Source organism: Thalassotalea euphylliae (assembly GCF_042682785.1).
Classification (GTDB): domain Bacteria; phylum Pseudomonadota; class Gammaproteobacteria; order Enterobacterales; family Alteromonadaceae; genus Thalassotalea_F; species Thalassotalea_F euphylliae.
Genome location: NZ_JBHUIB010000001.1, coordinates 448740 through 473889, shown reverse-complemented (window position 1 = coordinate 473889; position 25150 = coordinate 448740). Strand labels below are relative to the sequence as shown.

18 protein-coding genes are annotated in these 25150 nt (G+C 44.0%); 11 read left to right on the top strand and 7 right to left on the bottom strand.

Features of this window, described 5'->3' with window-relative positions; all coding sequences use genetic code 11:
* Nucleotides 1-2: 2 nt before the first annotated feature.
* Entirely contained in the window at nucleotides 3-740 is a 738-nt protein-coding gene (locus tag ACFSJY_RS02165; RefSeq protein WP_386030629.1) for a spondin domain-containing protein, read from the bottom strand.
* A 10-nt stretch (nucleotides 741-750) separates the two neighbouring features.
* Nucleotides 751-1455 (bottom strand): spondin domain-containing protein, encoded by a 705-nt coding sequence (locus ACFSJY_RS02160; RefSeq protein ID WP_386030627.1) that lies wholly within the window; start codon nucleotides 1453-1455, stop codon nucleotides 751-753.
* Nucleotides 1456-1642: 187 nt separating this feature from the next.
* On the opposite strand from ACFSJY_RS02160, the gene ACFSJY_RS02155 reads away from it, so the two are divergent.
* Nucleotides 1643-4564 (top strand): Ig-like domain-containing protein, encoded by a 2922-nt coding sequence (locus ACFSJY_RS02155; RefSeq protein WP_386030625.1) that lies wholly within the window; start codon nucleotides 1643-1645, stop codon nucleotides 4562-4564.
* On the opposite strand, the gene ACFSJY_RS02150 is transcribed toward ACFSJY_RS02155, so the two are convergent.
* Nucleotides 4554-5396: a LysR family transcriptional regulator gene (locus ACFSJY_RS02150; RefSeq protein ID WP_386030623.1), complete on the bottom strand. Its 843-nt coding sequence runs from the start codon at nucleotides 5394-5396 to the stop codon at nucleotides 4554-4556. The two genes, ACFSJY_RS02155 and ACFSJY_RS02150, sit on opposite strands and share 11 nt — an antisense overlap.
* Nucleotides 5397-5497: 101 nt before the next feature.
* Here ACFSJY_RS02150 and ACFSJY_RS02145 point away from each other — a divergent pair, with 101 nt between their 5' ends.
* From ACFSJY_RS02145 to ACFSJY_RS02135, 3 genes are read left to right on the top strand one after another with little or no spacing between them, the layout of a single operon-like run.
* Nucleotides 5498-6685, top strand: a complete 1188-nt coding sequence (locus ACFSJY_RS02145; RefSeq protein WP_386030621.1) for an acyl-CoA dehydrogenase — start codon at nucleotides 5498-5500, stop codon at nucleotides 6683-6685.
* A gap of 36 nt (nucleotides 6686-6721) precedes the next feature.
* Complete coding sequence (locus tag ACFSJY_RS02140) at nucleotides 6722-8953, top strand: dehydrogenase E1 component subunit alpha/beta (protein WP_386030619.1); 2232 nt, start codon at nucleotides 6722-6724, stop codon at nucleotides 8951-8953.
* A gap of 14 nt (nucleotides 8954-8967) precedes the next feature.
* Complete coding sequence (locus ACFSJY_RS02135) at nucleotides 8968-10026, top strand: ACP S-malonyltransferase (protein WP_386030617.1); 1059 nt, start codon at nucleotides 8968-8970, stop codon at nucleotides 10024-10026.
* A gap of 312 nt (nucleotides 10027-10338) precedes the next feature.
* Here the strand turns inward: ACFSJY_RS02135 and galK are convergent, their stop codons facing one another.
* The 3 genes from galK to glpK all read right to left on the bottom strand — a co-directional run bounded on the left by galK (nucleotide 10339) and on the right by glpK (nucleotide 14379).
* Nucleotides 10339-11490, bottom strand: coding sequence for a galactokinase (galK, locus tag ACFSJY_RS02130; protein ID WP_386030615.1), 1152 nt, complete (start codon nucleotides 11488-11490; stop codon nucleotides 10339-10341).
* Nucleotides 11490-12524: a UDP-glucose--hexose-1-phosphate uridylyltransferase gene (locus ACFSJY_RS02125; protein ID WP_386030613.1), complete on the bottom strand. Its 1035-nt coding sequence runs from the start codon at nucleotides 12522-12524 to the stop codon at nucleotides 11490-11492. The genes galK and ACFSJY_RS02125 overlap by 1 nt, the downstream gene beginning before the upstream one ends.
* A gap of 379 nt (nucleotides 12525-12903) precedes the next feature.
* Nucleotides 12904-14379, bottom strand: coding sequence for a glycerol kinase GlpK (gene glpK, locus ACFSJY_RS02120; protein ID WP_386030611.1), 1476 nt, complete (start codon nucleotides 14377-14379; stop codon nucleotides 12904-12906).
* A 202-nt stretch (nucleotides 14380-14581) separates the two neighbouring features.
* Between glpK and ACFSJY_RS02115 the strand changes: the two genes are divergently transcribed.
* The 5 genes from ACFSJY_RS02115 (at nucleotide 14582) to ACFSJY_RS02095 (ending at nucleotide 22781) form a co-directional block, all read left to right on the top strand.
* Nucleotides 14582-15847: an ABC transporter substrate-binding protein gene (locus tag ACFSJY_RS02115; RefSeq protein ID WP_386030609.1), complete on the top strand. Its 1266-nt coding sequence runs from the start codon at nucleotides 14582-14584 to the stop codon at nucleotides 15845-15847.
* A gap of 172 nt (nucleotides 15848-16019) precedes the next feature.
* Nucleotides 16020-17540 carry a glycerol-3-phosphate dehydrogenase gene (gene glpD / locus ACFSJY_RS02110; protein WP_386030607.1) on the top strand — a complete coding sequence of 507 codons (1521 nt, stop codon included), beginning with the start codon at nucleotides 16020-16022 and terminating at the stop codon, nucleotides 17538-17540.
* Between the two features lie 54 nt (nucleotides 17541-17594).
* Nucleotides 17595-20315 (top strand): TonB-dependent receptor, encoded by a 2721-nt coding sequence (locus ACFSJY_RS02105; protein WP_386030605.1) that lies wholly within the window; start codon nucleotides 17595-17597, stop codon nucleotides 20313-20315.
* A 168-nt stretch (nucleotides 20316-20483) separates the two neighbouring features.
* Nucleotides 20484-22001 (top strand): tryptophan halogenase family protein, encoded by a 1518-nt coding sequence (locus tag ACFSJY_RS02100; protein ID WP_386032203.1) that lies wholly within the window; start codon nucleotides 20484-20486, stop codon nucleotides 21999-22001.
* Between the two features lie 24 nt (nucleotides 22002-22025).
* A complete protein-coding gene (locus ACFSJY_RS02095; protein ID WP_386030603.1) occupies nucleotides 22026-22781 on the top strand; it encodes a SapC family protein in 756 nt (251 codons plus the stop codon).
* A gap of 92 nt (nucleotides 22782-22873) precedes the next feature.
* On the opposite strand, the gene ACFSJY_RS02090 is transcribed toward ACFSJY_RS02095, so the two are convergent.
* Nucleotides 22874-23263 carry a VOC family protein gene (locus tag ACFSJY_RS02090; RefSeq protein WP_386030601.1) on the bottom strand — a complete coding sequence of 130 codons (390 nt, stop codon included), beginning with the start codon at nucleotides 23261-23263 and terminating at the stop codon, nucleotides 22874-22876.
* Nucleotides 23264-23418: 155 nt separating this feature from the next.
* On the opposite strand from ACFSJY_RS02090, the gene ACFSJY_RS02085 reads away from it, so the two are divergent.
* Complete coding sequence (locus tag ACFSJY_RS02085) at nucleotides 23419-24096, top strand: lysoplasmalogenase (protein ID WP_386030599.1); 678 nt, start codon at nucleotides 23419-23421, stop codon at nucleotides 24094-24096.
* A gap of 4 nt (nucleotides 24097-24100) precedes the next feature.
* Complete coding sequence (locus ACFSJY_RS02080) at nucleotides 24101-25105, top strand: AraC family transcriptional regulator (protein ID WP_386030597.1); 1005 nt, start codon at nucleotides 24101-24103, stop codon at nucleotides 25103-25105.
* The last annotated feature ends 45 nt before the right edge of the window (nucleotides 25106-25150 follow it).

Sequence of the window (25150 nt, the reverse complement as noted above, 5' to 3'; positions counted from 1 at the left end):
GCTTACTTAGTTCGTGTTATGGTTACGCGAATCGTCGGATTATCAAAGCGATGTGCTTGAGTAAGTACCGACGTTGTTAAGCCATCATCCATAGACACCACACCAGGATGCATCGCAACAAAATCAACATCGTCACGCTCTGCAATATATCCTGTACCACCATCTGCAGGACCTGGAATTGTACCCGCTGCTTCGGTATTACCTTCAGTACCAGCATCGTAGCTGCCTAAAGTGTATGAACGCGAGCTGTCTACTTCTAATGATGACAAGTCCAATCCAGTGAGACCGGAGAAAGCGTCATTTGTATTCACTAACATGGTGGCAATTGATACAAATGTTGCTGTTTCATCCGTTGTGGTAACCGAAACACTGCCGCTCATGCCAGGCATAACAACGCCTTCACCACTGCCAGAGGCTAGAATGCCTTCTTGTGCCAAAAACATAGTGTTGTCGCCACCTTCGGCAAGAATTTCTAGTGCTTCTGTTGCTGGCGAGCCCACAGTCCATAACTGATTTTCAGCATGGAGTGCTACTGCTATTGGTGATAGAGGTTGCGCATTGGTAAGGTTGATAACGCTTACTTCGTAGCTGTATTCCGTTGGCGTAGGTGCCGGTGCTGGGTCTGGCATTGCTACTGGTGTTGGTGAATCGTCATCATCATCGTCAAATGGACAACCTGTTAATGCCAGTAATGTTACTGAGGCAACTAATGATTTATAAAAGGTTTGCTTGGTAAACATAGCGACCCCCTTACTTCACAACGATTGTGATTTTCGCGACTGGGTTTAACCAACGGTGTACGGTGTTATTTATGTCGCTTTTGCCGCCTGTTAAATCGTCATCACCCAGATTGCCGCGGTGAATGTGAACAGTCATGTTTGCTTCTTCAGTGGTTACGCCAGTGCCGCCAGTGCCAGCCATGCCACCTGGCGCCGCTGGAATACCTAACACACCTGACGCGCCGCTGCCTTCAACAACTAACTCGTTGTTTGCTTCTGTACCCGCGTCATACGCATTAAGGTAAGCAGTGTACGTGCCTGCTTCTTCTGGAATCATCCAGCTGTTTAAGCCAACAAAACCGTCGTTAGTTGGTAGAATCATGGCACTTAATGATAAATAGTCGTTACCGTCGCTGTTCATCATTTCAAACGTTGTTGACATTGCAGGGGCAAGTAGACCCGATGCTGGGTTTTCAACAACATCTGCGTCTGCACCCGAGAGTACTGACACTAAACCAGAGATGTCACCACCTTCTGCCATTGCTTGAAGTTCTGGGCTTGCTGCTTCACCAACATTGAATAACGCCAATTCACCCGTATGTGCTGTTGCTACGATAGGGGTGAAATAGGTGCCTTGTGTCAAGTTTGTGATCGTAATTTCTAAGTCTTGTGCCATTGCTGGCGCTGCTGCCGCTGATAGGAGCGTTGCAGTTGCGATTGATTTTACTAACTTCATTACTCTTCCCTCTGGGTTACCTGTAGTTTTAATTCAGGAACAAGTATCGAGTTCAGTTATCGCAGGGCACTCACGAATTTATAACAAATTTATAACAAATGTGTCCCAATACATTGTATAACCGTATATTAAGGGGTAGTCTACTGCTCAAAAAATAATAGATATAACGCTTGATTAGGGACAATTGATGACTAACTCTTCTTTGCGCCAACTTTTCCTTGTTTCCACAATATTCTCTTTAGCCGCATGCGGTGGTGGTGGGGGAGGAGGCTCTAGCAGCTCTTCTTCAACGGCAGCGAATGTTGCACCTGTTGCCGCTGACGACAGTGTGCAAGGTTTCGTTAATAGTGACGTTGTGATTAGCGTGCTGGCCAACGACCGTGACCAAAACAATGACACATTATCAATTTCATCGGTTTCATCACCAGGCTCTGGCCAAGCGACTATCTCTGGCAACGATATTGTTTATCGCGCCAACGAAGGTTTTATAGGCAGTGATACGTTCAGCTATACAGTAAGCGATGGTAAAGGTGGTAGCGATACCGCGACAGTATCAGTATCTATTGAAAATAAGCCTCCAACGGCAGTCAATGACACAGTGTCAACTACGCAAAGTCAAAGCGCAGAGTTAGATATTTTAGAAAATGACAGTTCGCTAGCAGGTCATGATTTAACGATTGTAAGTGTCACTGCACCAAGTAACGGTCAAGTCAGCTTGTCTGGCAATGTTGCGACGTATGTGCCGAATAATGGTTTTGTTGGTCAGGACTCGTTCGGTTATGTAGTAAGAGACACGTTAGGTGATGAATCGACTGCAACGGTGACCGTCTCTGTAGACAACCAATTACCTGTAGGCGAGGCTGATTCAGTCGCTACTGAGCAAAATGTTGCAGTAGTTATCACACCTCTGGATAACGATTTAGATGCGGTTGGCGATACGCTATCTGTTGCAGGTACGACATTAGCGAGCCATGGGCAAATTGAGTTATCAGGCAATGAAATTACCTACACACCCGACGACGGTTATGTCGGCGTAGACGAGTTCAGTTACACACTTGTCGACAATTATGGTGCGAGCAGCGAGGCAACAGTCTCTATTGATGTCTCTAATGCGTTACCTGTGGTGGAAGACGACACCGCTATCGCACTGACCAATCGTTCAGAAACGATTGATGTATTGGCAAATGATTCTGATGTTGTCGGTGATGCTATTAGTATCGAGTCTGTCAGCCAGCCGTCGAACGGCACAGTAACCATTGAAGACAATAAGCTAGTTTATCAATCAAACCCTGCCTTTGAGGGAACTGACTTGTTTGGCTATACCGTTGTTGACTCATATGGTGCCTCTGCTTCTGGCTTCGTAAATGTTGAAGTCAATAATGGCATTATGCTTACCGGTATCATCGAAGACGTTCAACAAAGTGGTGTTGATGTGTTGGTTACCGCTGGTAGCTACAATATTACCGTGCAAACAGATAGCGACGGAAAGTATGAAGCGCAAATCAGCATTGAGGAGCCTAATGCAATTGTGACGGCTGCTGCTGATCACCCAACGGCAAGTTATACTATCAACGCTTACTTTGGGGATGTTAGCACGTTAGATTCATTGGCGAATGAAGCACTTGTCGTGGAGAACCAAGATATTACCTATCTAACCAATGCAGAGTTTGCGCTTGTTAACTTTTTAGCGGGTGGTGCCGTTACCAATGCCGCCACGTTGCTTGAACATCAACTCCATATTGATAGTGTTTATTTGTTTGACTTTGCGCTCGCCGCTCGCATGCTCGTTGAGTCATCAGACGTAAGTCTTCCATCAGGCTTTAGCTCAATAAATGCGTTAATGGCTTCTCCTTTTGTGTTGAGAGAAAATTTATCTCAATGGCGAGCAGATTATCCTAATGCCTACTATCAACAGGCAGATGCGTTATTTAACAATACATACTCTTCATCAACTGTTGATTTTGATGCTGGCGATACTGTTCAGTTTCAAAACTACGCTGTCGCATCATCAATGTACACTGTTGAATCTATGGTGCTTGAGTCAAATGGTAGTGGTTATCTAGTGAAAACGAGAGAGCAACTTCCAATGACGTGGGTCAAGAATGATACGTCTTTCACTTTGAGTTTTTCTGAGGGTACCTATATTCGTCCAGCTACAGGTTACTACTGTGCAGATGGAAGCAGCTCAACAAGCCGCCAAAACTTTAATACCGATGAACTCGAATACCGTTTTATGTATCGCCTTGGTACAAAAGACGTCTATGTTCGAAAGGGAACGGGAAGTTATGAAGACAGCAATTGCTTCGATAACACTGTCCATTTTAACACCTTTGATGCTGTCGATGTAATGACAACAGACACTATTACGCTGACAGATGGCAGCTATTATCTAGCCACCATCAAGGAGTATAGTCAAACAGATATCGATAACGGTGCTGACCAATACTACACGGCATCTGGGTTAGTTGAATTCTCGGCAAATGGCACGTTTACGGAACAAGTCTCTGAAATTTACGCGCAAGAATCAGGGAATTGGGTCAATTCAGATGGCAACCTCGTGCTTAGCTATGCATCGGGATTAGAGGTGACATATCGCCAAATTGACCAAATAGGCGAGTCTCCAATTTGGACAATGAGCGTTGAAGATACCAATACTGGCGAATTAATTGGCGACGGTTCAACCTTCGCAGTGCTTCAAGACACACCCGTCTTTGCACAAAGAGAAGGGCTTTTTGCATTCTTTGATCAACCTTTGATCGATAACCGCATAGATCCGAAGTTTGCAATCGACTTCCAGTCGGGCACTACAGGTGTGCAAACCTCGTTTGACGGCGATACATGGAATGACTCCATTAGTGGTGTATTTAGTTGGTCTTTCAGCGATAACCAGTATGACTTGCAGTATTATCGCAACCCAAATACAGGCGAGTACCTGCAGTTCTGTGATGTCAGTGATGCTGACTGTGAACAATGGCGATTTCGAGAGTTCGAATTGATCGGCATGATTGATGGTTATTTCTTGGTAAGAGTGTATCAAGAATGGAATCTGCCAGGTCAGCCAATTAAGGCTGGATATGTTGGTTTATTTGAATACTTACCTACTCGATAAGTGCTAATCCTCTCTTAGTCACCAGCGTTTTTAAAACGCTGGTGATTTCTGATTCAACATTGTACGCAAGTACAACACGTCTAAATAACTGAAGCTCATCTATTGGTCTAAATACAATATCGGAGTGCACTAACACCTCTTCATAAGCGGGTAGTATTGCACACCCTAAGTCTGCACTTACTAACCCTAGGGCATAATCAATTGTTTGGATTTGTGCCCTTATATCTAAAGATATTCCGCTGAGTGCCAGCACTTCCTCTAGTTGTTGCCATGCTTGGCAAGGGAACCTTTTTATCATCGCGAGGCCTTTAAAGTCAGACAATGAAATACTGCTTTTAAGCGACAACGGATGATTATAAGGAATGGCTAGTAGATAGTTTTCTTGCCAAAGCGGTGTGGATTGCTCACCAATATTTAATTCTTCATTAATGATGATGCGTGCATCACATGCCTCTGAGGGAGGTACAAGGGTAAGAGCCATATCAGATACTGAGCTGGTGAATTCTTTTAGCAAAGAACTCATTCTTTCTACCCCTAAACCTTTGGTCACGCCAAGTTTATACTCAGGCTTGATAGTTTGTTCTTGAAAGCTTGCTTTTACCGCGTTGGCTTGCCCAAGAAGTCTTTTGGCCAGAGGGTAAAGCTTCTCTCCGTCTGCGGTTGGGTGAACACCTCTGGCGTGACGCTGGAATAATTGCGCCGCAAGTTCAGACTCCAGTTGTGCAACCGCTGCAGAAATTGACGGTTGGGCAACAAAACAAACACGAGCAGCGCCACTAAAACTTTGCTGTTCATATACCGCCATAAAATATTTTAACGCGCGTAAATCCATACCTATAAATAAAAACTATAGCTAATCAAGTAAATCTATATTTCAACTTTAGTTTAAGCCCGTTTAGCATGATTTTTAAACACTTTTTGTGAGTAATTAACATGACAACTGCAAACACTCGGCCTGTTTTTGATTGGCAAGACCCTTTATTACTAGATTCGCTGTTAACGGGAGAGGAGCGACTTATTCGTGATAGCGCCCATAGTTACTGCCAAGAACAGCTAATGCCACGCGTTCTTGAGGCGAATCGACATGAGACATTTGACCCGTCCATTATGCGAGAGTTGGGTGAGTTAGGTTTGCTGGGTTGTACCTTGCCCGAAAAGTATGGCTGCGCCAACGTTAACCATGTGGCCTACGGTTTGATTGCGCGCGAGGTTGAGCGTGTCGACAGCGGTTATCGCAGTGCAATGAGTGTGCAATCATCTTTAGTGATGCACCCTATTCATGCGTACGGCAGTGAAGAGCAAAAGTCGTATTACTTACCTAAGCTTGCAACGGGTGAGTTGATTGGCTGTTTTGGCTTAACTGAACCAGATTCAGGCTCTGATCCGGCGAGCCTTTCAACCCGCGCTGAAAAAGTTGAGGGTGGCTATGTGCTGACGGGCAATAAAATGTGGATTACCAACTCGCCTATCGCTGACGTTTTTGTTGTGTGGGCAAAGTTAGACGGCGACATTTGCGGCTTCATTTTGGAAAAAGGGGTAGAAGGGTTGTCAGCACCGAAAATAGAGGGGAAGTTTTCGCTTCGTGCGTCAATTACTGGTGAGATTGTCATGGACAATGTATTCGTACCCGAAGCGAATAAACTGCCCAATGCGAAAGGCCTATCTGGCCCTTTTGGGTGTCTTAACAAAGCGCGATATGGCATCGCTTGGGGCGCATTAGGTGCGGCAGAGTTTTGTTGGCATGGCGCGCGTCAATACACCTTGGATAGAAAACAGTTTGGACGCCCATTAGCTGCTACTCAGCTTATTCAGAAAAAGCTCGCAGATATGCAAACGGAGATTACAACGGGGCTGCTGGCTTGCTTGCAAGCAGGTCGTCTTATGGATGAAGGAAAACTGCCAACGGAATCAATTTCACTGATCAAGCGCAATTCCTGCGGCAAAGCGCTTGAGATAGCCCGTACCTCTCGTGATATGCACGGTGGCAATGGTATTGCCGATGAATTTCATGTTATTCGCCATGTCATGAACCTTGAAGCGGTTAATACCTATGAAGGGACGCATGACGTGCATGCCCTTATTCTTGGTCGAGCTCAAACTGGCATTCAGGCATTTTTCTAATCGTCAATAACGCTGGTTTTAGGGAGAGGTATAGGTATGGCTGATCGTAATCAATTGGTAAAAGAGAACTTTGTTCGCTTCGTCAAAAGTGGTGACTTACCAACATTAAGCACAGATAAACGGCCCGAGGAAGTTGGCTTATCAGATGTGGACTTAATTGACTTGTTTGAAACGCAAGTGATGAGTCGGCATTTGGATTTACAGTCACGTATTATGCAAAAACAAGGGCAAAGCTTTTACACGATTGGCAGCGCAGGCCATGAGGGGAATGCGGCCTATGCTAAAGCGTTTAGACCTACTGATATGGCATTTTTGCACTACCGAAGTGGTGCTTTCTGCGTGCAGCGCAGCAAAGAAGTCGATGGACAAACCCCGTTGTACGATATGTTGCTTTCGTTTGCAGCCTCGAAAGAAGATCCTATCTCTGGCGGTCGACATAAAGTGCTTGGCTCAAAAGCACTGAATATACCTCCCCAAACGAGCACCATTGCTTCGCATTTACCCAAAGCTATGGGTGCGGCATTTAGTATCGGACTAGCAGCAAGGCTAGGCCATCAAGGTGTAATGGCGCATGACGGCGTTATTATTTGCAATTTTGGCGATGCGTCTGCAAACCACTCTACGGCACAAGGTGCGATAAATGCCGCCGGTTGGACGGCTTACCAGTCTATTCCTATGCCAATAGTGTTTATTTGTGAAGACAATGGTATCGGTATTTCTACCTCGACCCCTGAAGGCTGGATAGCGGCTAACTTTCAGCATAGGGCGGGTATTCAGTATCTTTTCTGTGATGGATTGAATGTGCTGGATGTTTATGAAAAGTCAGTGCTTGCTGCAAAAATTGCCAGAGAGCAACACGGTCCTGTATTTCTGCATGTCAAAATGGTGCGATTACTAGGGCACGCTGGCTCAGATGCAGAGTTTGTTTATAGAGACGAAGCCAAAATTGCCGAAACTGAACGACAAGATCCGTTGCTCCATACTGCCCAAATTTTACTCTCCAATGACATCATGTCGGCAGATGACATTATTGCGCTCTACCAGTCTGTTGAAACAAGAATCGCGCATGTTGCTGAGCAAGCGGCAAGTCGCCCGAGGTTAGAGACTGCAGAGGAGGTGATGGAGAGCCTAGTACCGGATGCACTATCTGATGATCTAGCAACATCGAACTACCGTCATATCAGTGAAAAAGAGCGGGCGGCCTTGTTTGCTCATGATAAGCATAATTTAGCGAAGCCTCAGCATTTGGCCAAATTGATTAATTGGACCTTGTTGGATGCGCTTGCTGAGCAAGACAATATCGTCATGTTAGGTGAAGATATTGCGCGCAAAGGTGGCGTATACAATGTCACAACAAAACTCAGCGAGCGTTTCGGTAAGAACCGCGTTATGAATACGCTGTTGGATGAGCAATCCATTTTAGGCGGCGCAATAGGTTTGGCCCATAATGGATTTTTACCTATCCCTGAAATTCAATTCTTGGCGTATGTGCATAACGCTGAAGATCAAATTCGTGGTGAAGCAGCAACACTGTCCTTTTTTTCCAATAAACAGTACACCAACCCAATGGTTATTCGCATTGCTGGGCTTGCCTATCAAAAGGGCTTTGGTGGTCACTTTCACAATGATAACTCTTTTGCTGTATTTCGAGATATCCCGGGCGTTGTTATGGCGTGCCCATCTCACGGTCAAGATGCCGTAGAGATGCTACGTTCATCGATAAAACTTGCCCAAGAGCAGCAAAGAGTCGTGGTGTTTTTAGAGCCTATAGCCTTATATATGACCAAGGATTTATTGGAAGAAGGTGACGGTCTTTGGACTGCGCCTTATCAGTATCAATCACTCGCTGAGCATAAAATTGATACCGGTGTTAAAAGCTACGGTGATGGTAAAGATGTTTGCATTGTAACCTATGGCAATGGCTTTTATTTATCGCGCCAAGCTCAACAGGCACTAGCAGGTGAAGGGGTTCATGCAAAAGTTGTGGATTTACGTTTTCTAGCACCGTTAGATGAAGAAGGAATTATCAGAGAAGTGAGTGGCTATAACCGAATACTCATTGTTGATGAATGTCGAATTACTGGTTCTATCAGCGAAGCGTTGACGACCTTGTTATACGAGAGTCAGCCGTCGCAAGATATGAAGGTTGCCCGTATCGCGGCTGAAGACAGTTTTATTCCGCTTGGCAGCGCTGCCTATCATGTATTGCCTTCAAAACAGCAAATTGTTGATAAAGCAAAAGCCATGATGGCTGATAGCAATAGCTAACTGAGGAAGAGCGAATGAGCACAACGAAAGCTAGTCAAAGCAAACAACGCGTCGTTGTTATATGTCCTGGGCGAGGCACCTACAATAAGGAAGAGCTTGGCTATTTAAATCGTCATCATGCAGACAAAGTGGAGCTTGTCGAAGGGATAGATAATTACCGGAGCGCATTGGATCAGATATCAATAGCTGAGCTTGATAGTATGGCTAATTACTCTTTGAAACAGCATACGGCTGGTGAGAATGCTTCGGCATTGATTTATGCATGCGCTATGGCTGATTTTATGTCGATAAATCGTGATGCGTATGACATTGTTGGTGTCACAGGCAACTCAATGGGGTGGTACATTGCATTAGCGGCAGCGGGGGCACTTTCGCCTGAAAATGCCATTCACTTGATAAACACCATGGGGTCAATGATGACTGATGGTGTGATTGGTGGGCAGGTGATTTACCCTGTGGTGGATGATAATTGGCATATTTGTGAAAAACGCATTGCAGATATCGAAAACTCGCTGGCTACGGTGCAACAAATTGAAGGTGCTGAGGTGTATCCCTCAATCGAACTAGGTGGCTATCGTGTTTTTGGTGGTAATGCCAAGGGGCTGGCAACGTTTATGGAAGCATTGCCTGAAATAGATAGCCGCTACCCGATGAACTTGTTTAATCATGCCGCCTTCCATACCCCGCTATTACAAAACGTTGCTGATAAAGCTCAACATACGATAGAAAAAGATATGTTTAGCCCGCCATCGATACCACTTATTGATGGTATTGGTAATGTTTGGCAACCACATAGTAGCTCTGTGGAGCTGTTGTACCATTACACATTACAAACGCAAGTTGTCGATACTTATCAGTTCAGTAAAGCTATAGAAGTCGCAATCAAAGAGTTTGCGCCAGATAAGCTTATTATTTTAGGTCCAGGAGCCACATTGGGAGGAGCCGTTGCACAGTGTTTAATTGCACATCAATGGCGAGGCATCAGTGATAAATCCCGTTTTATTGACCAACAAAAAGCAGATCCTTTTGTATTGGCGATGGGGTTAGAAGAGCAGAGGAAATTAGTGGTTTAAAGTCGCCTGACATCATATTCGCGCGTGTTTAGCTCGTAGTTACCCGTTGCAGTAAGTTGATGTATTCCTAAAAAGCGTTTATTGAGTGAAACAGGATGTTGAGCGCTGATGCCTGCACATGGAAGTGCCGTCATCAGGGACAATAAGAAAGCGATAGGAATATATTAACGCTATAGCTGCGTCGGGCGTTGAGGGAGACGAAAGAGGGAAACAAACGTTTTTTCCCTCTTTCGTGCTGTCGGCACCCCGACAATAGAATTCGGCGAGATAGCTAGATCTGAAAGTATTTATCTACGAAATTATTCTGGTTGTTTAAGTTAATGTTTGTACTGACAACCCTGTCCCTGCTTGGCAAACAAAGATATCTGCTTTAAGGCCAAACTTAGCTTCGTATTGCGCATCAACGGCAGCTTTAACGTCAGCAATATCTTGCTCTCTACACAAGCAAATAACGGCGCCACCGAAACCGCCACCAGTCATTCTAACAGCGCCACGTTCACCCAATGCACCACCAATGATTTCAACTAAGCCATCAGTTGCTGGTACAGTTACTTCAAAATTGTCGCGAAGTGATACATGCGATGCAGTTAATAGCTTACGAAGCGCTGACATATCATTATCACGCAGTGCCTGCATGGTATTAACAACACGTTCATTCTCAGTGATAACATGATGAGCTCGTTTGTACTCATTGTCAGTTAATGCTGCTTTAACTGCGTTCAATCGCTCAAGTGTGGCATCTCGTAGTGTTTCAACTCCCAGTTTGTCTGCAGCATTTTCACAATCGAGTCGGCGCTGATTGTATTCGCTTTCAACAAGTTTTCGCGGGTAGTTCGAGTTGACGATAACAAGCGATAAATCGTCAGGAATAGCAACAGACTCAGTGCTTAGATCACGGCAGTCAATTTTAAGTGCACTACCGGGTTCACCTTTGGCCGAAATAAGCTGGTCCATAATGCCACACTGGCAATGCATAAATTCGTTTTCTGCTTGCTGGCCAATGAGTGCTATATCTTGTGCACTGATACCCAAATTAAAAGCATGATTAAACGCGCCGGCAATCGACACTTCTAATGCTGCCGATGATGACAATCCCGCCCCTTGAGGCACATCACTGGTGATAAGCAATTCAACACCAGCTAACTCATAGCCCCGCCTTCTCAGCACATAGGCTACTGCTCGTACGTAGTTGCCCCATTGTGAAGGACCCTCAACAATGTCGTCTTTCGCTGCAAATCTATCGTGTTCACCGGGGTAGTTAAGTGAGTAAACCGTAATAGTGTTGTCGCTGGTAGGTTTGAACATCACTTGCGTGGTGAAATTGAGCGCGCAAGGCAGTACATAACCTAAGTTATAATCAGTAAATTCACCAATCAAATTCACTCGCCCTGGTGCCGTGGAAAGGGCACTAGGCTGATGACCGTAAATATCAGTGAATTTACTTGCGAGTAACGAAGCTTCCATTAGTTGCCTCCCTGCTTGTAATGGCGAGTACTAACTTTCTTCAATATATCTGCTGCCGTTTCAGCGGTTAAATCACGTTGGCTTTCACCTAACATTTCGTAACCTACCATGTGTTTCTTTACTGTTGCCGAGCGCAATAGTGGTGGATAAAAGTGTGCGTGTAAGCGCCAATGGCTATTGTCAGCATTGTCTCCAGGTGCGCTGTGCCAACCCATTGAATAAGGAAAGCTGCAATTAAAGACGTTGTCATAACGCGTTGTCAGTTCTTTAAGCAGCGCTGCCAAGGTTTGACTTTGCTCATCTGTCACTTGTCCAAAGGTTTGAACGTTATCTTTAGCGATAACCAATGTCTCAAATGGCCATGCGGCCCAGAATGGTACAACGGCAATCCAGTGTTCGTTGTCGACAATAACGCGTTGATCTTGCTTAAGCTCACGCTCGATGTAATCAGCAAGAAGTGGGCTACCGTGTTTATCTAAATACTTTCTTTGTTGATCATCCGTTTTAGCAACTTCTGACGACATATGGTTGTGTGCCCAAATTTGGCCGTGCGGATGTGGTTGTGAACACCCCATAATCTCGCCTTTGTTCTCAAAAATATGAATGTTTGAGAAACGCTCGCTGAGTTCATTGAAGTTATCCCGCCATGTTTCAATAACACGGACAATTTCAGCTTCCGTAAGCTCTGGCATCGTTTTACTGTGATCAGGCGAAAAGCACACAACGCGACATTCACCGTCTGCGACTTCAACATTAAACAACTCGTCAGATTCTGGTGCGGCATCAGCGGCTTCAGTTAACGCGCCAAAGTCATTCACAAAAACAAAGGTGTCTTGATAATCTGGGTTGGTCGTGTCGTTTGCTCGGCTGTTGCCGGGACAAAGAGGACAGGTTTCATCATAAGTGGGCAGCTGAACTCGACTTTCTGATTCGGTCGCACCTAACCATGGGCGGTTATTTCGATGCGGCGATACTAATACCCAATCCCCGGTAAGCGGGTTCTTGCGGCGATGCGTATATTCAAACTGACTCATAATGAATTCCAATAACAAGCACATGCTGTATTGCTAATTGGTGTGGCAATACTAGCAACCATATAAGTTTGTTTTATCAATTAATCATTGCAGAAGCGCGACAGAGCAACATTATTACTGCCATCATTCGCTATTTTTCGCAATTTGACTATCGACTTTTTAACCTAAAACTTATTTATAGTATAAATACTACTATTTTAGTTTGTTTACCTGCAAGATTTTTTTGCTCGAATGCATTAGCTATCGAGTATGAAAAACAAGTGAACAGACAAGGAGTCAGGAAGTTAAGGGGATGAGCCGCGAGACAAACCGGAGTTTGCCACGCGACTACGAGGGACTTTTTATTAGGCGTTATTTTTCGCTTTTATTTTTATCTTTATCATTGCGTTAATGTTCTGGAAATGGCGTCCTTCCAGCCAGACAACAATTTGCTGCGCAAAGCGTCATCCATTTCCGGCTGATACGCGTTGTCGGTTTGCCACTGTGATTGAATGTGTTCGAGTGACTCATAAAGACCAGCCTTCAAACCTGCTAAATAGGCTGCGCCTAGTGCCGAGGTTTCAATGGTTTTGGGCTTATCGATTTCAATACTTAATACATCTGATAAGAATTGCACGAACCACTCATTTGCTGCCATACCGCCGTCAACTCTCATGGTTTCAATGTTGATACCGTCTTTTGTGATTGCACTGGTAAGGTCAAACGTTTGGTATGCCACTGACTGAAGGCCAGCAGAGATAAATTCTTTAATACCCGAACCGCGTGTTAAGCCAAACACTGCACCGCGCGCGTCCGCATCCCAATACGGAGCGCCTAAGCCTGTAAAAGCTGGTACAAAATAAACGCCGTGATCTAGCGGTGTTGTATTAGCAATACTTTCAGAATCTTTGGCCGAACCAATAAGTTTTACTTCATCACGAAGCCATTGCACAACAGCTCCAGCAATAAAGATTGAGCCTTCAAGTGCATAGCTTACTTTGCCATCAACCTGATAGCCGATTGTAGTGAGTAGCCTATTCGCTGAATGCAAGGCTTGATCACCTGTGTTAACCATCAGGAAGCAACCTGTACCGTAAGTACTTTTTGCCATACCTGGGCTGAAACATGTTTGGCCAATAAGGGCTGCTTGCTGATCTCCGGCAATACCCTGAATCGCGATTTCACCACCAAGCTTAGTGGTTACACCAAAATCAAATGCAGAGTCACACACTTCAGGTAAGATTGAAGGTGGGATGTTTAAGAGTTCTAAAAGCTCTTTGTCCCAGCACCCTTGATGTATGTTATATATCATCGTGCGTGATGCGTTGGTCGCATCGGTTAAGTGCGCTTTACCATCAGTAAGTTGCCACAGTAAATACGTATCCACGGTGCCAAATGCCAGTAAACCTTGCTCCGCTAGTTCACGAGCACCCTCTACATTGTCTAAAACCCATTTGATTTTAGTGGCAGAAAAGTACGGATCGATAAGTAAGCCCGTTTTTTCTGTGATCATTCGACCATGGTTCTGTTTACGCAACTCTGCACAGTACTCACTTGTGCGTCTGTCTTGCCAAACAATCGCGTTATAAATCGGTTCGCCAGTTTCTCTATGCCACACGAGTGTGGTTTCGCGCTGGTTACAAATACCGATAGATGCTATTTTCTCCGGAGATAGCTTTGCATTGCTTATCGCTTGTTTTGCTGTTTCCAGAACCGTATTCCAGATGTCTTCAGGGCGGTGCTCTACCCACGCATTTTGTGGATAAAGTTGCTCAAACTCTTGTTGAGCACTGGCGACAATATCGCCTGATGTATTGAAAATAATCGCGCGAGAGCTTGTTGTGCCCTGATCAATCGAAAGCAGGTACTGGTCCATTGGTCATCTCAGTGTTATATAAAACATTATTAATATGATAAATTAAAGCGTAGGGTTAATATGTCAAGTGAAAACACGCCCAACACTTTGCCATTTATATTTTAAGTTCTGATTTCAAACAACTAATTTGGCGAGATTTTTGACTGCTAGAATTGCTGTGCAATACTCAATATTAGAGAGATTTTTGCGCAGGGGAGTGCAGATGAAAACGATAGCAATGGTCGCTTTCTTCATTTTGGTGTATTTCTTGTCTCCACCTTACGCACTATCATCTGCACCTAATGTCACCTCTCCTTCATCTGTTGAGCTTAACGTCGCTGTGCTTTTCAGCACAAAGGGGCATCGTGGTCTGTTCAAGCAAGTTAAGCAAAAATTTGAGAGCTCAAATCCCAATATCAAAGTAAATTTCCACGGTTTGTTAGATGCTGAATATAAACAAGCCGTCTCCGGTTGGCTTGAATCAGGAGAGATGGATGTTCTCTACTGGCAAGCGGGCAACCGTTTAACGTTTTTAGCTAAAAATAATCTTATTGCGCCGCTTAACGATATGTGGCGCGACAATCAATGGGCGAATTTATTTCCAGCGCAAGTCCAGGATGCTGTGCGATACGATGGTAATTTGTATGGCTTACCTTTCGCATTTTATGCTTGGGGCATGGTTTATAACCACACGCTGCTAAATGAACTGGAAGTGATTCGACCAAAGAATTGGCCTGAGTTAGTCGATTACTGCAGGGAATTAACGTCAAAGAGTATTACCCCTATCATGATAGGTAGCGATGACCCGTGGGTACCTGCTGCATGGTTTGATTATATTGATTTGCGTTTAAACGGGTTGATCTTCCATCAACAATTGTTGCGCGGCGAAATAGCGTACACAGATCAACGCGTGGTAGAAGTATTTGAGTACTGGAAGCAATTAATTGATGCCAATTGCTTTTACAAGGGGCATCAGCACATTGACTGGCGCAGTATTCTTCCACCGCTTTACCGTAAAGTAGCGGGTATGGCGCTATTGGCTAACTTTCTTGATAGTGATGTTCCTCAGCATTTTGTGAAAGATATTGGTTTTTATCCTTTTCCTGAAATAACGCCAGATCTACCTCGTTATGAAGACATTCCGCTAGATGTCTTCATTATTGCGAAAAAAACCAAGCACCCGAAACAAGCACGGGCGTTTCTGAACTTTCTTGCCCATCCCGACATGCAAGATCAGATAGCTAAAGTGCTTGGTCAGAGTGTTCCTAAAAAAAATCCAAATCAAGATACAGGGCATTTTGCGAAAAAGAATTACACGCTACTCAATGAATCAGCGGGATTTGCACAGTACTTTGACCGTGATGTTGAGCAATCAATGGTCAGCGGAAGCTTGCGTGTTTTTAGAAATTTCCTATCGAATCCTGATATTGAACGCGCGACTCGAGACCTCGAGTTTTTGCGCCAGCAAGCCCTGTTTAATAGTGATTAATTTATTGTTTTATAAGTACAAATAATCGAAAAGACGGGTGTCTGTACAATAATTGTTACTAAAATTTTACTTGAATTGCTCGTTTAATAAGCTACTATGCTTATCATATTGACCATATTTATCATATAAATTATATTTTGATCGTTCTCTCGTTAGGAAAAAGATAAAAAGCATGGGAAATTTGAGCACAGTGTATGACGTTTTCGTAGTTGGCGGTGGCATCAATGGCGCCGGCATTGCTAATGATGCGGCAGGCAGGGGCCTGAACGTTATGCTGTGTGAGATGAATGATCTTGCGTCAGCAACATCGTCTAACAGCAGTAAGTTGATTCATGGTGGCCTTCGCTATCTCGAATACTATGAGTTCAGTTTGGTCAAAAAAGCACTGGCAGAACGTGAGGTGCTGCTCAAAAACGCTCCGCATATTATTTCTCCTCTAGTGTTTCGGTTGCCGCACCAACCCCATTTACGTCCTGCTTGGATGATTCGAGCAGGCTTGTTTCTTTATGACAACCTCAGCAAACGTATCAGCTTGCCTAAGTCTCGCTCGGTTAAGTTTGACAACAATGCTCCGCTAAAAAGCCATGTAGTCAAAGGATTTGAATACGCGGATGCATGGGTTGATGATGCGCGCCTAACGGTTTTGAATGCGGTCTCAGCGCAAGAGCATGGGGCGACAGTGTTAACGCGCACTAAATTGGTTGCCGCGGAATCTATCGATGATATTTGGCATTTGACCCTTGAAAATACTGATACAGGTGAAACAACGCTCGTAAAAAGTAAAACCTTGATGAATGCCGCAGGACCTTGGGTAGAGTCAATTACAGGCTTATCCAAGAAAATTACGCCCAGTCAGCATGTAAGGTTAGTCAAAGGTAGTCATTTTGTGGTTCCTAAAATCCATAATGATGATCATGCCTACATTCTGCAAAACGAAGATAACCGTATCGTTTTCGTATTGCCCTTTGAACAAGACTTTTCACTAGTGGGCACAACAGATGTCGATTTTTCAGGCGATCCAAGTGATGCAGAAATCTCACATGAAGAAATTGATTACTTGATTGAGATAAGCAATAGCTATTTCAAAACACAAATATCACGTGACGATATCGTCCACACTTATGCCGGTATTAGGCCGCTTCTGCAGGATGAAGCAGAAGACGCAAAAGCAGTGACACGTGATTACACTATTGAGCTTGTTACTAAAAAACACGCACCGCTGGTCAATATTTATGGCGGCAAAATTACGACATACCGAACGTTAGCTGAAGCCGCTGTTGATAAGCTCACTGCTCTATTCCCGAATATGAAACCTGCTTGGACTAAGGCCGCGGCCCTACCAGGTGGTAACTTTCACTCCCGTGATGCGTTGTCTGCAAAGTTAGCGGAAGAGTTTCCTTGGCTACCGCATGCTTTGCGACAACGCTTTGTTCGCAGTTACGGCACTTACACCAGTAAGATTTTAGAAAATTGCAATTGTCTAGAAGACTTAGGCAAAGATTTTGGTGCTGGTTTGTACCAAAAAGAACTGTGCTACTTGATGAATCACGAGTGGGCGAAAGGCGTAGACGACATAATTTGGCGCAGAACAAAGCTCGGTTTGCGTTTAACAGAACAACAAAAAAACGAATTAACAAAGTATCTAGCCGAAAAATGTGTGACGGCCGATTACGAAACAGCATGCTGTGCGTAGGCGGTACATTTTGGCAAACATAAAACAACAAGTAAGTAAAAAAGGGGAGATAAAATGTTCACACTTGGAAAGCGTACAGCTCTTGCTGTAGCTATCGCCAGTGCAGTAGGTGGCTACTCACAGGCGGTTCAAGCACAAGATAACAATGCGGAAAGTGATGTAGAAGTCATTACCGTCACGGGTATGTTAAGCAGCTTGAAGTCATCAATGTTAGACAAGAAAGAGTCTAACGTTGTTTCAGACGGCATTGCTGCTGAAGATTTGGGTAAGTTCCCAGACTTAAACGTAGCCGAGTCTTTACAACGTATCACCGGTGTGTCGATTGACCGCAGTGGTGGTGAAGGCCAACAAGTGACTGTGCGTGGTTTTGGTCCACAATTCAACACGGTACTTGTTAACGGTCGTCAAATTGCGAACGACAGCGCAGGCCGTGAATTTAACTTTGACGTTATTGCTGCAGACCAAATTACTGGTGCAGAAATTTACAAAACATCAACGTCAAACCTTCAAGAAGGTGGTATTGGTGGTACGATCAACGTATCAACAGCTAAGCCTTTCGACTATGAAGGCCTTCAACTTGTTGGCTCTGTAAAAGGTGTATATGAAAGCCTTTCAGAAGAAACATCGCCAGCGGCTTCTTTCTTAGTCAGTAACACGTTTGCGGATGACCGATTCGGTGCACTATTAGCCGTAAGCTATTCTGAGCGTGACGTTCAAATTAACCGTATTGAAACCGCGGGTTGGCGTGGTGGTCAAACAATTTCAAACAGTCGTGACGGTGTGCTTTACACAAATGCATACATTCCGCGTAACTGGGACCAAATTGTTGACGAGCAAGAGCGTACAAGAACAAATGCAAGTGTAGTATTCCAATACGCGCCAACAGATGAAGTCACTATTACGGTTGACGGTTTCGTGTCTAAATTCGAAGTGGAATCACAAGTTACTGATTTAGCTTCTTGGTTCGAACCTGATCGCGTAGGTTCTGCAACAATCGATCCTGCAACAGGCACACTGACATCGTTTACTCAGGATGTGGGTTTATCAGTGAGCAGTGGTGATCCTGCAACTGACTTTGTATCACACACTCGTAACTCTCGTGACGTTACCAATGACGGTTTTGGCTTGAACGTGGAATGGGATATTAACGAAGCATTTGATGCTACGTTTGATATTTCACATTCAACTGCTGAAAATGATCGTGCAGGTCGTGACCGTTTCAACGTTGTTGGTATTATCAATAGCTATGCGTTTGATGGTACAGGTGGTACTCCAACGGTTACTCATGACGGATTTGGTGGTGACACGTTGCCTGATCCTAGCCTCGCTCGTTTACATTACAACGAGAAAGGAAATCAATTCAGTGATGAAGATGAAATCACTGAATTTAAAGCAGATTTTGAATACACGCCAGATAGTGACGTGTTTGAATCTGCGCGATTCGGTATTTATCATCAAGAACGTGAGAAGAAGAGTTTCCAAATTTTTGGTAACCAATGTCAGTTCTGTGGCTATGGCACAGCGGCACCGCTTGATGTTATTGACTTCCGTCCATTCCAAGCAGAGAACTATTTCTCTGGCCTAATCGATACATTCTACACCTATGACGGTGATGCTTACGTAGATTACTTGGCAGATCAAGGCTTCCCAATTGAGCCTACGCTTCAAAACAACCGCTACACGGTAGAAGAAGAGATTACGGCTATTTATGCTGATTTCACGTTCGGTTTTGAGCTAGAAGATATGCCAGTAACGGTTAATCTTGGTGCTCGCTACTCAGAAACTGATGTAGATGCTGACGCGGTGCAAAGTGACATTATTAATGTTGTACCGACGACTGACCAAACATTATTTGCTAACGTATTTGGTCCTGCGCAAGACATCACAGAAAGTGGCTCATATTCAAACCTTCTTCCTAGCTTAAATGTTAAGTTAGAGCTTCAAGATGACATGGTTTTACGCTTTGCTGCATATGAGTCTTTGACACGTCCTACGCTGTCACAATTATCTCCAGCAACAACGTTCAACGAGCCGCGTCGCCAAAACTTAACCGCACAAGGTGGTAACCCAGGTCTTAAGCCTTTCACATCTGAAAACTGGGATATTTCATACGAGTGGTACTACGGCGATGCTAGCTTATTTAGCTTTGCATTCTTCCACAAAGAAGTAGACGACTTCATTATCACAAGAACGGGTGAAGAGACGTACACTATGACAGACCGTACGCCGCCAGATTTCGCTTGTGAAGGCGAAAACTGTACGGATGCGGATGAGCTAAGCGGTTCACAAGAAGTGTATACGGTAACACGTCCACAAAACGCAGAAGAGATTACCGTAACAGGTTTCGAAATTGCGTTAACGCACATCTTCGAAAACGGCTTCGGTTTCACTGCTAACGCTACGGTTGTTGATAGCGATCAGGAACTAGGTGATGACCAGTCTCAAGCCTTTGCACTTGAAGGTTTAGGTGATTCTCAAAACTTAATTGGTTTCTATGAAGCTGATAACTGGCAAGCACGTATTGCGTTCAATAATCGTGAAGGCTTCTTACGTGTCGTGGACAATGGCTTCAACGGTGAGCCAGTGAACACGAAGACATTTGGTCAGTGGGACGTTAGCGCGAGCTACGATATCAACGAAAACATCTCTGTATTCTTTGAAGGTATTAACATTACTGAAGAAGAGCTAGAGCAATACGGTCGTTTCGCGAATCAAGTCTACAACATTGAAGACAATGGTTCTCGCTACGCGATTGGTGTTCGTGGCAAGTTCTAAGCCTATATCAAGGTTTAGTTAACTCAATTAACATGGCCTGTATTGGTAACAAGCAGGCCATTTTTTTTAGCGAAATAAAGCGCTACTATTTATTTCATTAAAAAAAGTGCGACATGTTATTTTCACACGTAAGCAAATCTATGTTTTGGTTGTGAAACTAGGGGAAGTATTTTGAACGCAGTAAAACAAATCGTCATTGTTGGTGGCGGAACCGCAGGTTGGCTCTCCGCAGCCGTTATCGCTGCTCATCATAAAAATGCCAACGATACACAGCTTCAAGTCACGTTAGTCGAATCGTCTGATATTCCTACGGTTGGTGTTGGTGAGGGTACTTGGCCAACAATGAAAAATACCTTACGTCAGATTGGCCTCAGTGAGGCAGAAGTCTTTAGTAAATGCCATGCCACATTCAAACAAGGTGGTAAATTTGTGAACTGGGTACATGGCAATGGCGACTTTTATTACCATCCATTTACTGTTCCTTTGGGTTACGGCAAGCTTGATCTTGCTCCCTATGTTGACGACATCGAAAACTTTGCAGTAGAGGCCAATTTCCAACATCATATTTGTGAAGCAGGGTTAGCACCTCGCACACTTTCAGAGCTTGAATATCAAGGCCCTTGCAACTATGCCTACCATGTTGATGCTGGTGAGTTAGCTGACTTATTAAAGCACCATTGTCGCGATAATCTAGGTGTTAAACATGTTGTGGACACCATGGTTGAACCTGTTCTCGCTGCAGATGGCAGTATTGAAGCCATTTCGCTGGAGAAAGCAGGCAAGCTAACGGCAGATTTATTTGTAGATTGTACTGGTGCTGCTTCACTATTGCTTGGTAAAGCGATGGGCGTTGGCTTTATTGGCAAAGAAGATATTTTATTCAATGACAGCGCTCTGGCTATTCAAGTGCCCTATGAATCAGAGGACACGCCAATTGCTAGTCATACCATTGCAACTGGACAAGACGCTGGATGGATTTGGGATATTGGACTAACACACCGAAGAGGGGTTGGTCATGTCTATTCAAGTCGTTTTACCAGTGACGATGAAGCCGAAGCGAACCTGCGTCGTTACTTAGGTGATGTGGCTAACGGTATCGACAGTCGTAAGCTGTCGTTTTCGCCAGGACACAGAGAAAAGTTTTGGCACAAGAACTGTGTTGCGGTAGGCATGAGTGCAGGCTTTGTTGAGCCACTGGAGGCAACGGCCATCATGTTGATTGAGCTATCTTCACGTTATATTGCTGAAAAGCTACCAGCAGATATGTCGTTAATGTCAGTTGTTGCAAAACGTTTTAATGAACAAATGGACTACCGTTGGCAGCGTATTATCGATTTTTTGAAGCTGCATTATATGCTCACTAAACGACCTGAACCATACTGGCAAGCACATTGTGATGAAACGCATTTTCCAGAATCACTTAAGGAAGATCTAGCGCTTTGGCAATATCGCGGACCAACAAGTGGTGACTTTGACAGCGCAATAGAACTCTTTCCTGCGGCGAGTTATCAATATGTACTATATGGCATGGGTTTTAAGCCTGATTTTGGCCGCCAAAGCTATTTATACAACGAAAATCAGCAAGCAAAGCAGTATTTAGCGCGTAATCAACAGCTTACTCAGCAAATGCTACAAGCACTGCCTTCGCATCGCGCATACATTAACAAATGGCTGATGACAGCATAAATAAGTATAAGAACAAGGATTAATATGCCTCAATTACATGCATTAAATAGTAAAGCACATGGTGCTTTGAAGGTTGTAGACAATGCTGATTTGCTGTTTGCCAAATCGAATCATATTTTGCCGTTAAGGGTTAGTGAAGTAGGACAAGCGAGTACTAGCTTCCCTGTTTTTCTCATGAAAGATGGTAATAGCGGGTTGTGGCGCTTAACGGTTGTTACTAGCTTTGAACGAGGTTCAAACTTATTCGTCGCAGATAACCAATGGCACGCAAACTATAAGCCGACGGCGATGCAGGCATTTCCCTTTTTCCTGATGAATGCCGAAGGTGAACAACAAGGTTACACCGTGGGTATCGATCCAGAAAGTCCAGCGTTTTCATCAACTTCAGGCGATACCATTTTTGATAGCAAAGGCAATGCAAATGAAGCACTGCAACGAGCAACATCTCTACTACAAGCAGATATTCAAAACGATATACAAACGTATCAGTTTGGAAAAGCAATGGCTGAATTGGACTTGTGTCGTTCAATAGATATTGTGCTTCAAAAACAAGATGGCAGTACCGAAACCATTCAAGGTTTATGCACCATAGACCAAGATAAATTTAATACTCTGTCTATCGAACAGTTGGCAGAATTACGTGAAAAGGGCTATTTGATGCCAATTCACGCAATGCTTATGTCTGTATTTCAATTGAACGCGTTGGTACGTTTATCTTCAACAAGGGATGATGTGGCGACGATTGCACAAGTGAAGTTGTCTGCGACTAAGGCGTTATAGCACCAATAGTATCGGTGATTTGCACATATGACTAAAACAGGGGCATCATGCCCCTGTTTTGATATTGACCACCTGACCTTATTTTTTTGACATTAATTAAGTTCAATTAAGTCCCATTTGTTGCCAACAATGTCCTCAAAAATGACGACTTTGCCATAAGGTTCTTCTCTTGGTGCTTCACAGAATCGAACGCCTTGTTTGGCGAGTTTAGCGTAACTTGCGTCAAAGTCATCCACTTGCAATATAGCAAATACGCCGTCACCGGCCTGTTTGCCTACTATTGCTTTCTGCTGCTCAGTTGCTGCATGTGCAATAATCACTTTTAATGCGTGTTCTGAGTTGGTTGAAACGGTTAACCAGCGATGACCATCTGGCGCAGTTTCATCATCGGTAACAACAAACGAAAGCACCTGCGAGAAAAAATCCAGTGCTTGTTGCTGGTTATGGACATATAGGTTTATAGCGGCAATGTGTTGTGTCATTGACATCTCTGACTCTTTGATTTTTAACTATTTTAGCGTAATCAATGACATTCGGTTAGGGCTAATGCTATAAACGTATCAAGAGCAAAGGTCTGATCAGTTGATGACGTAACAATCTGATACGGATGATTAACGGGTTTAGGAATAACACGCGAATGAATAAAAATTATCCAACTATGTTTGTTGTAACAGCGCTGTTTTATCTTGCCATACTTGGCTTTGCGCCATTTATGGGGCAGTTTCTTCCCAAAACGTTACCCATCGCGCTACTCTTTCTTTGGGCTTTTAACGCGCTTGAAGGCAAAGTCAGGTCCCTAATGTTAGCTGCGATAGGTTTTTCTGCCATTGGGGATATCAGTTTAACCTTTGCCGGAGATACAGCTTTTGTCATCGGTCTTTCAGCATTTTTACTTGCTCATGTTTTTTATACTGTATTGTACAGCGGCTATCGGAGCAAAAAACTGAATCCGCTTGCGGGTGGGGCAGCTATTGTACTTATTGGTTATGCTGGGTTAATGGCTAACTTTTTACTTCCACATACCGACAATCTCGCGCTACCTGTTGCCTTGTATTTATCTGTTATCACTTTAATGGGGATTTTTGTGCTGATTAGCCGTCTGCCTACATGGGTTGTGTTCGGTGCGCTAAGTTTTGTGTTGTCTGACTCACTGTTGGCTTACAGCTTATTTGTTAGTCGATTCTCCTTAGATGGGCATGCTGTTATGGTGACTTACTATATTGCTCAATTTGCGATGTTAAAAGGAATGATTGAGCATCAATTAAATGAGCCGCTATCTGAAGAAACCGCTATAAATAGCCATAGTAAAAGTTAACCCTATGCAAACACGCTTACCTCATTTCACGGTGCGAGCCTTAATTAATTTTCTTGTTCGCCAAGGGCTAGATAGACAGCAATTGCTATTGCTGGTCAATACGTCGTTAGAAGAGTTAAATGATCAAGGAACATCATACGCGAGTGCTGCTTATGAACGACTGCTGCAATTTGGTGAGCAACAGCTTGGTATGTGTAATGTTGGCTTTTTACATGGTAAAGCGTTTGAATTGAGCTTTTGGGGGATATTGGGTCATATCGTCGCCGCATCCCCAACCATTGCAGATGCACTATATTATCAAAAGCGCTATCAATGTTTACTTGGCACAAATGGCACTGCGTATCATGAATTAGAAGGTGATGTGGCAACAATTCGTTGGTTATCTGGACCGGACGCTAGTGCAAATAGCATTGAGCAGGTAATTACCGCATGGATCGCATTTGCTTTTATCTTTACGCAAAGTGAAGACCAACCATTGAGTGTTCACTTCACACACGCACCGTTGGCAGATAAGGCAGACTATGAGACTTTTTTTCGTTGCCCTGTATTTTTTCATGCTGAGTTTAATGGGGTGCGATTGAAAACTCGGCTTTTACAATTGCCGCTTAATGCTTATAACCAAGAAGTGCTGGATGTACTTTGTCATCATGCAGAGCAGAAATTGACAGCGTTGAAGACATCGGGGTCAATAGACATTATTCAGCAGTTTATTACCGAAAGTCTCCCCACAAGAGTACCTGAACTCAATGACGTTGCCTCATTTTTAGGCATTAGTTCGAGGCAATTACAACGTAACTTCCAAAAGCAAAGCACTAGTTTAACAGAAGTGCTAGATACGGTGCGCAAACGTTTGGCTGCGGCGTATTTAACACAAACTGATCATAAGCTTGTCGATATTGCGACTATATTAGGGTATTCAGAACAAAGTGCCTTTCAGCGTGCATTCAAACGTTGGTTTGATACCACACCACAGGACTTCCGGTTGCACCCAAGACCCATTAATACATAGTCTTGTTTATCAACGCTAACCACCAAAGTTAGCTGTATTTCTGTC

Excerpts from the sequence above, each read along its gene's own strand:
- ACFSJY_RS02105 (WP_386030605.1), top strand. The coding sequence starts at position 17,595 with ATGTTCACACTTGGAAAGCGTACAGCTCTTGCTGTAGCTATCGCCAGT.
- ACFSJY_RS02165 (WP_386030629.1), bottom strand. The coding sequence starts at position 740 with ATGTTTACCAAGCAAACCTTTTATAAATCATTAGTTGCCTCAGTAACA.
- ACFSJY_RS02095 (WP_386030603.1), top strand. The coding sequence starts at position 22,026 with ATGCCTCAATTACATGCATTAAATAGTAAAGCACATGGTGCTTTGAAG.
- ACFSJY_RS02115 (WP_386030609.1), top strand. The coding sequence starts at position 14,582 with ATGAAAACGATAGCAATGGTCGCTTTCTTCATTTTGGTGTATTTCTTG.
- ACFSJY_RS02085 (WP_386030599.1), top strand. The coding sequence starts at position 23,419 with ATGAATAAAAATTATCCAACTATGTTTGTTGTAACAGCGCTGTTTTAT.
- ACFSJY_RS02140 (WP_386030619.1), top strand. The coding sequence starts at position 6,722 with ATGGCTGATCGTAATCAATTGGTAAAAGAGAACTTTGTTCGCTTCGTC.
- galK (WP_386030615.1), bottom strand. The coding sequence starts at position 11,490 with ATGGAAGCTTCGTTACTCGCAAGTAAATTCACTGATATTTACGGTCAT.
- ACFSJY_RS02080 (WP_386030597.1), top strand. The coding sequence starts at position 24,101 with ATGCAAACACGCTTACCTCATTTCACGGTGCGAGCCTTAATTAATTTT.
- glpD (WP_386030607.1), top strand. The coding sequence starts at position 16,020 with ATGGGAAATTTGAGCACAGTGTATGACGTTTTCGTAGTTGGCGGTGGC.
- ACFSJY_RS02135 (WP_386030617.1), top strand. The coding sequence starts at position 8,968 with ATGAGCACAACGAAAGCTAGTCAAAGCAAACAACGCGTCGTTGTTATA.
- ACFSJY_RS02090 (WP_386030601.1), bottom strand. The coding sequence starts at position 23,263 with ATGACACAACACATTGCCGCTATAAACCTATATGTCCATAACCAGCAA.
- glpK (WP_386030611.1), bottom strand. The coding sequence starts at position 14,379 with ATGGACCAGTACCTGCTTTCGATTGATCAGGGCACAACAAGCTCTCGC.
- ACFSJY_RS02155 (WP_386030625.1), top strand. The coding sequence starts at position 1,643 with ATGACTAACTCTTCTTTGCGCCAACTTTTCCTTGTTTCCACAATATTC.
- ACFSJY_RS02160 (WP_386030627.1), bottom strand. The coding sequence starts at position 1,455 with ATGAAGTTAGTAAAATCAATCGCAACTGCAACGCTCCTATCAGCGGCA.
- ACFSJY_RS02145 (WP_386030621.1), top strand. The coding sequence starts at position 5,498 with ATGACAACTGCAAACACTCGGCCTGTTTTTGATTGGCAAGACCCTTTA.
- ACFSJY_RS02125 (WP_386030613.1), bottom strand. The coding sequence starts at position 12,524 with ATGAGTCAGTTTGAATATACGCATCGCCGCAAGAACCCGCTTACCGGG.
- ACFSJY_RS02150 (WP_386030623.1), bottom strand. The coding sequence starts at position 5,396 with ATGGATTTACGCGCGTTAAAATATTTTATGGCGGTATATGAACAGCAA.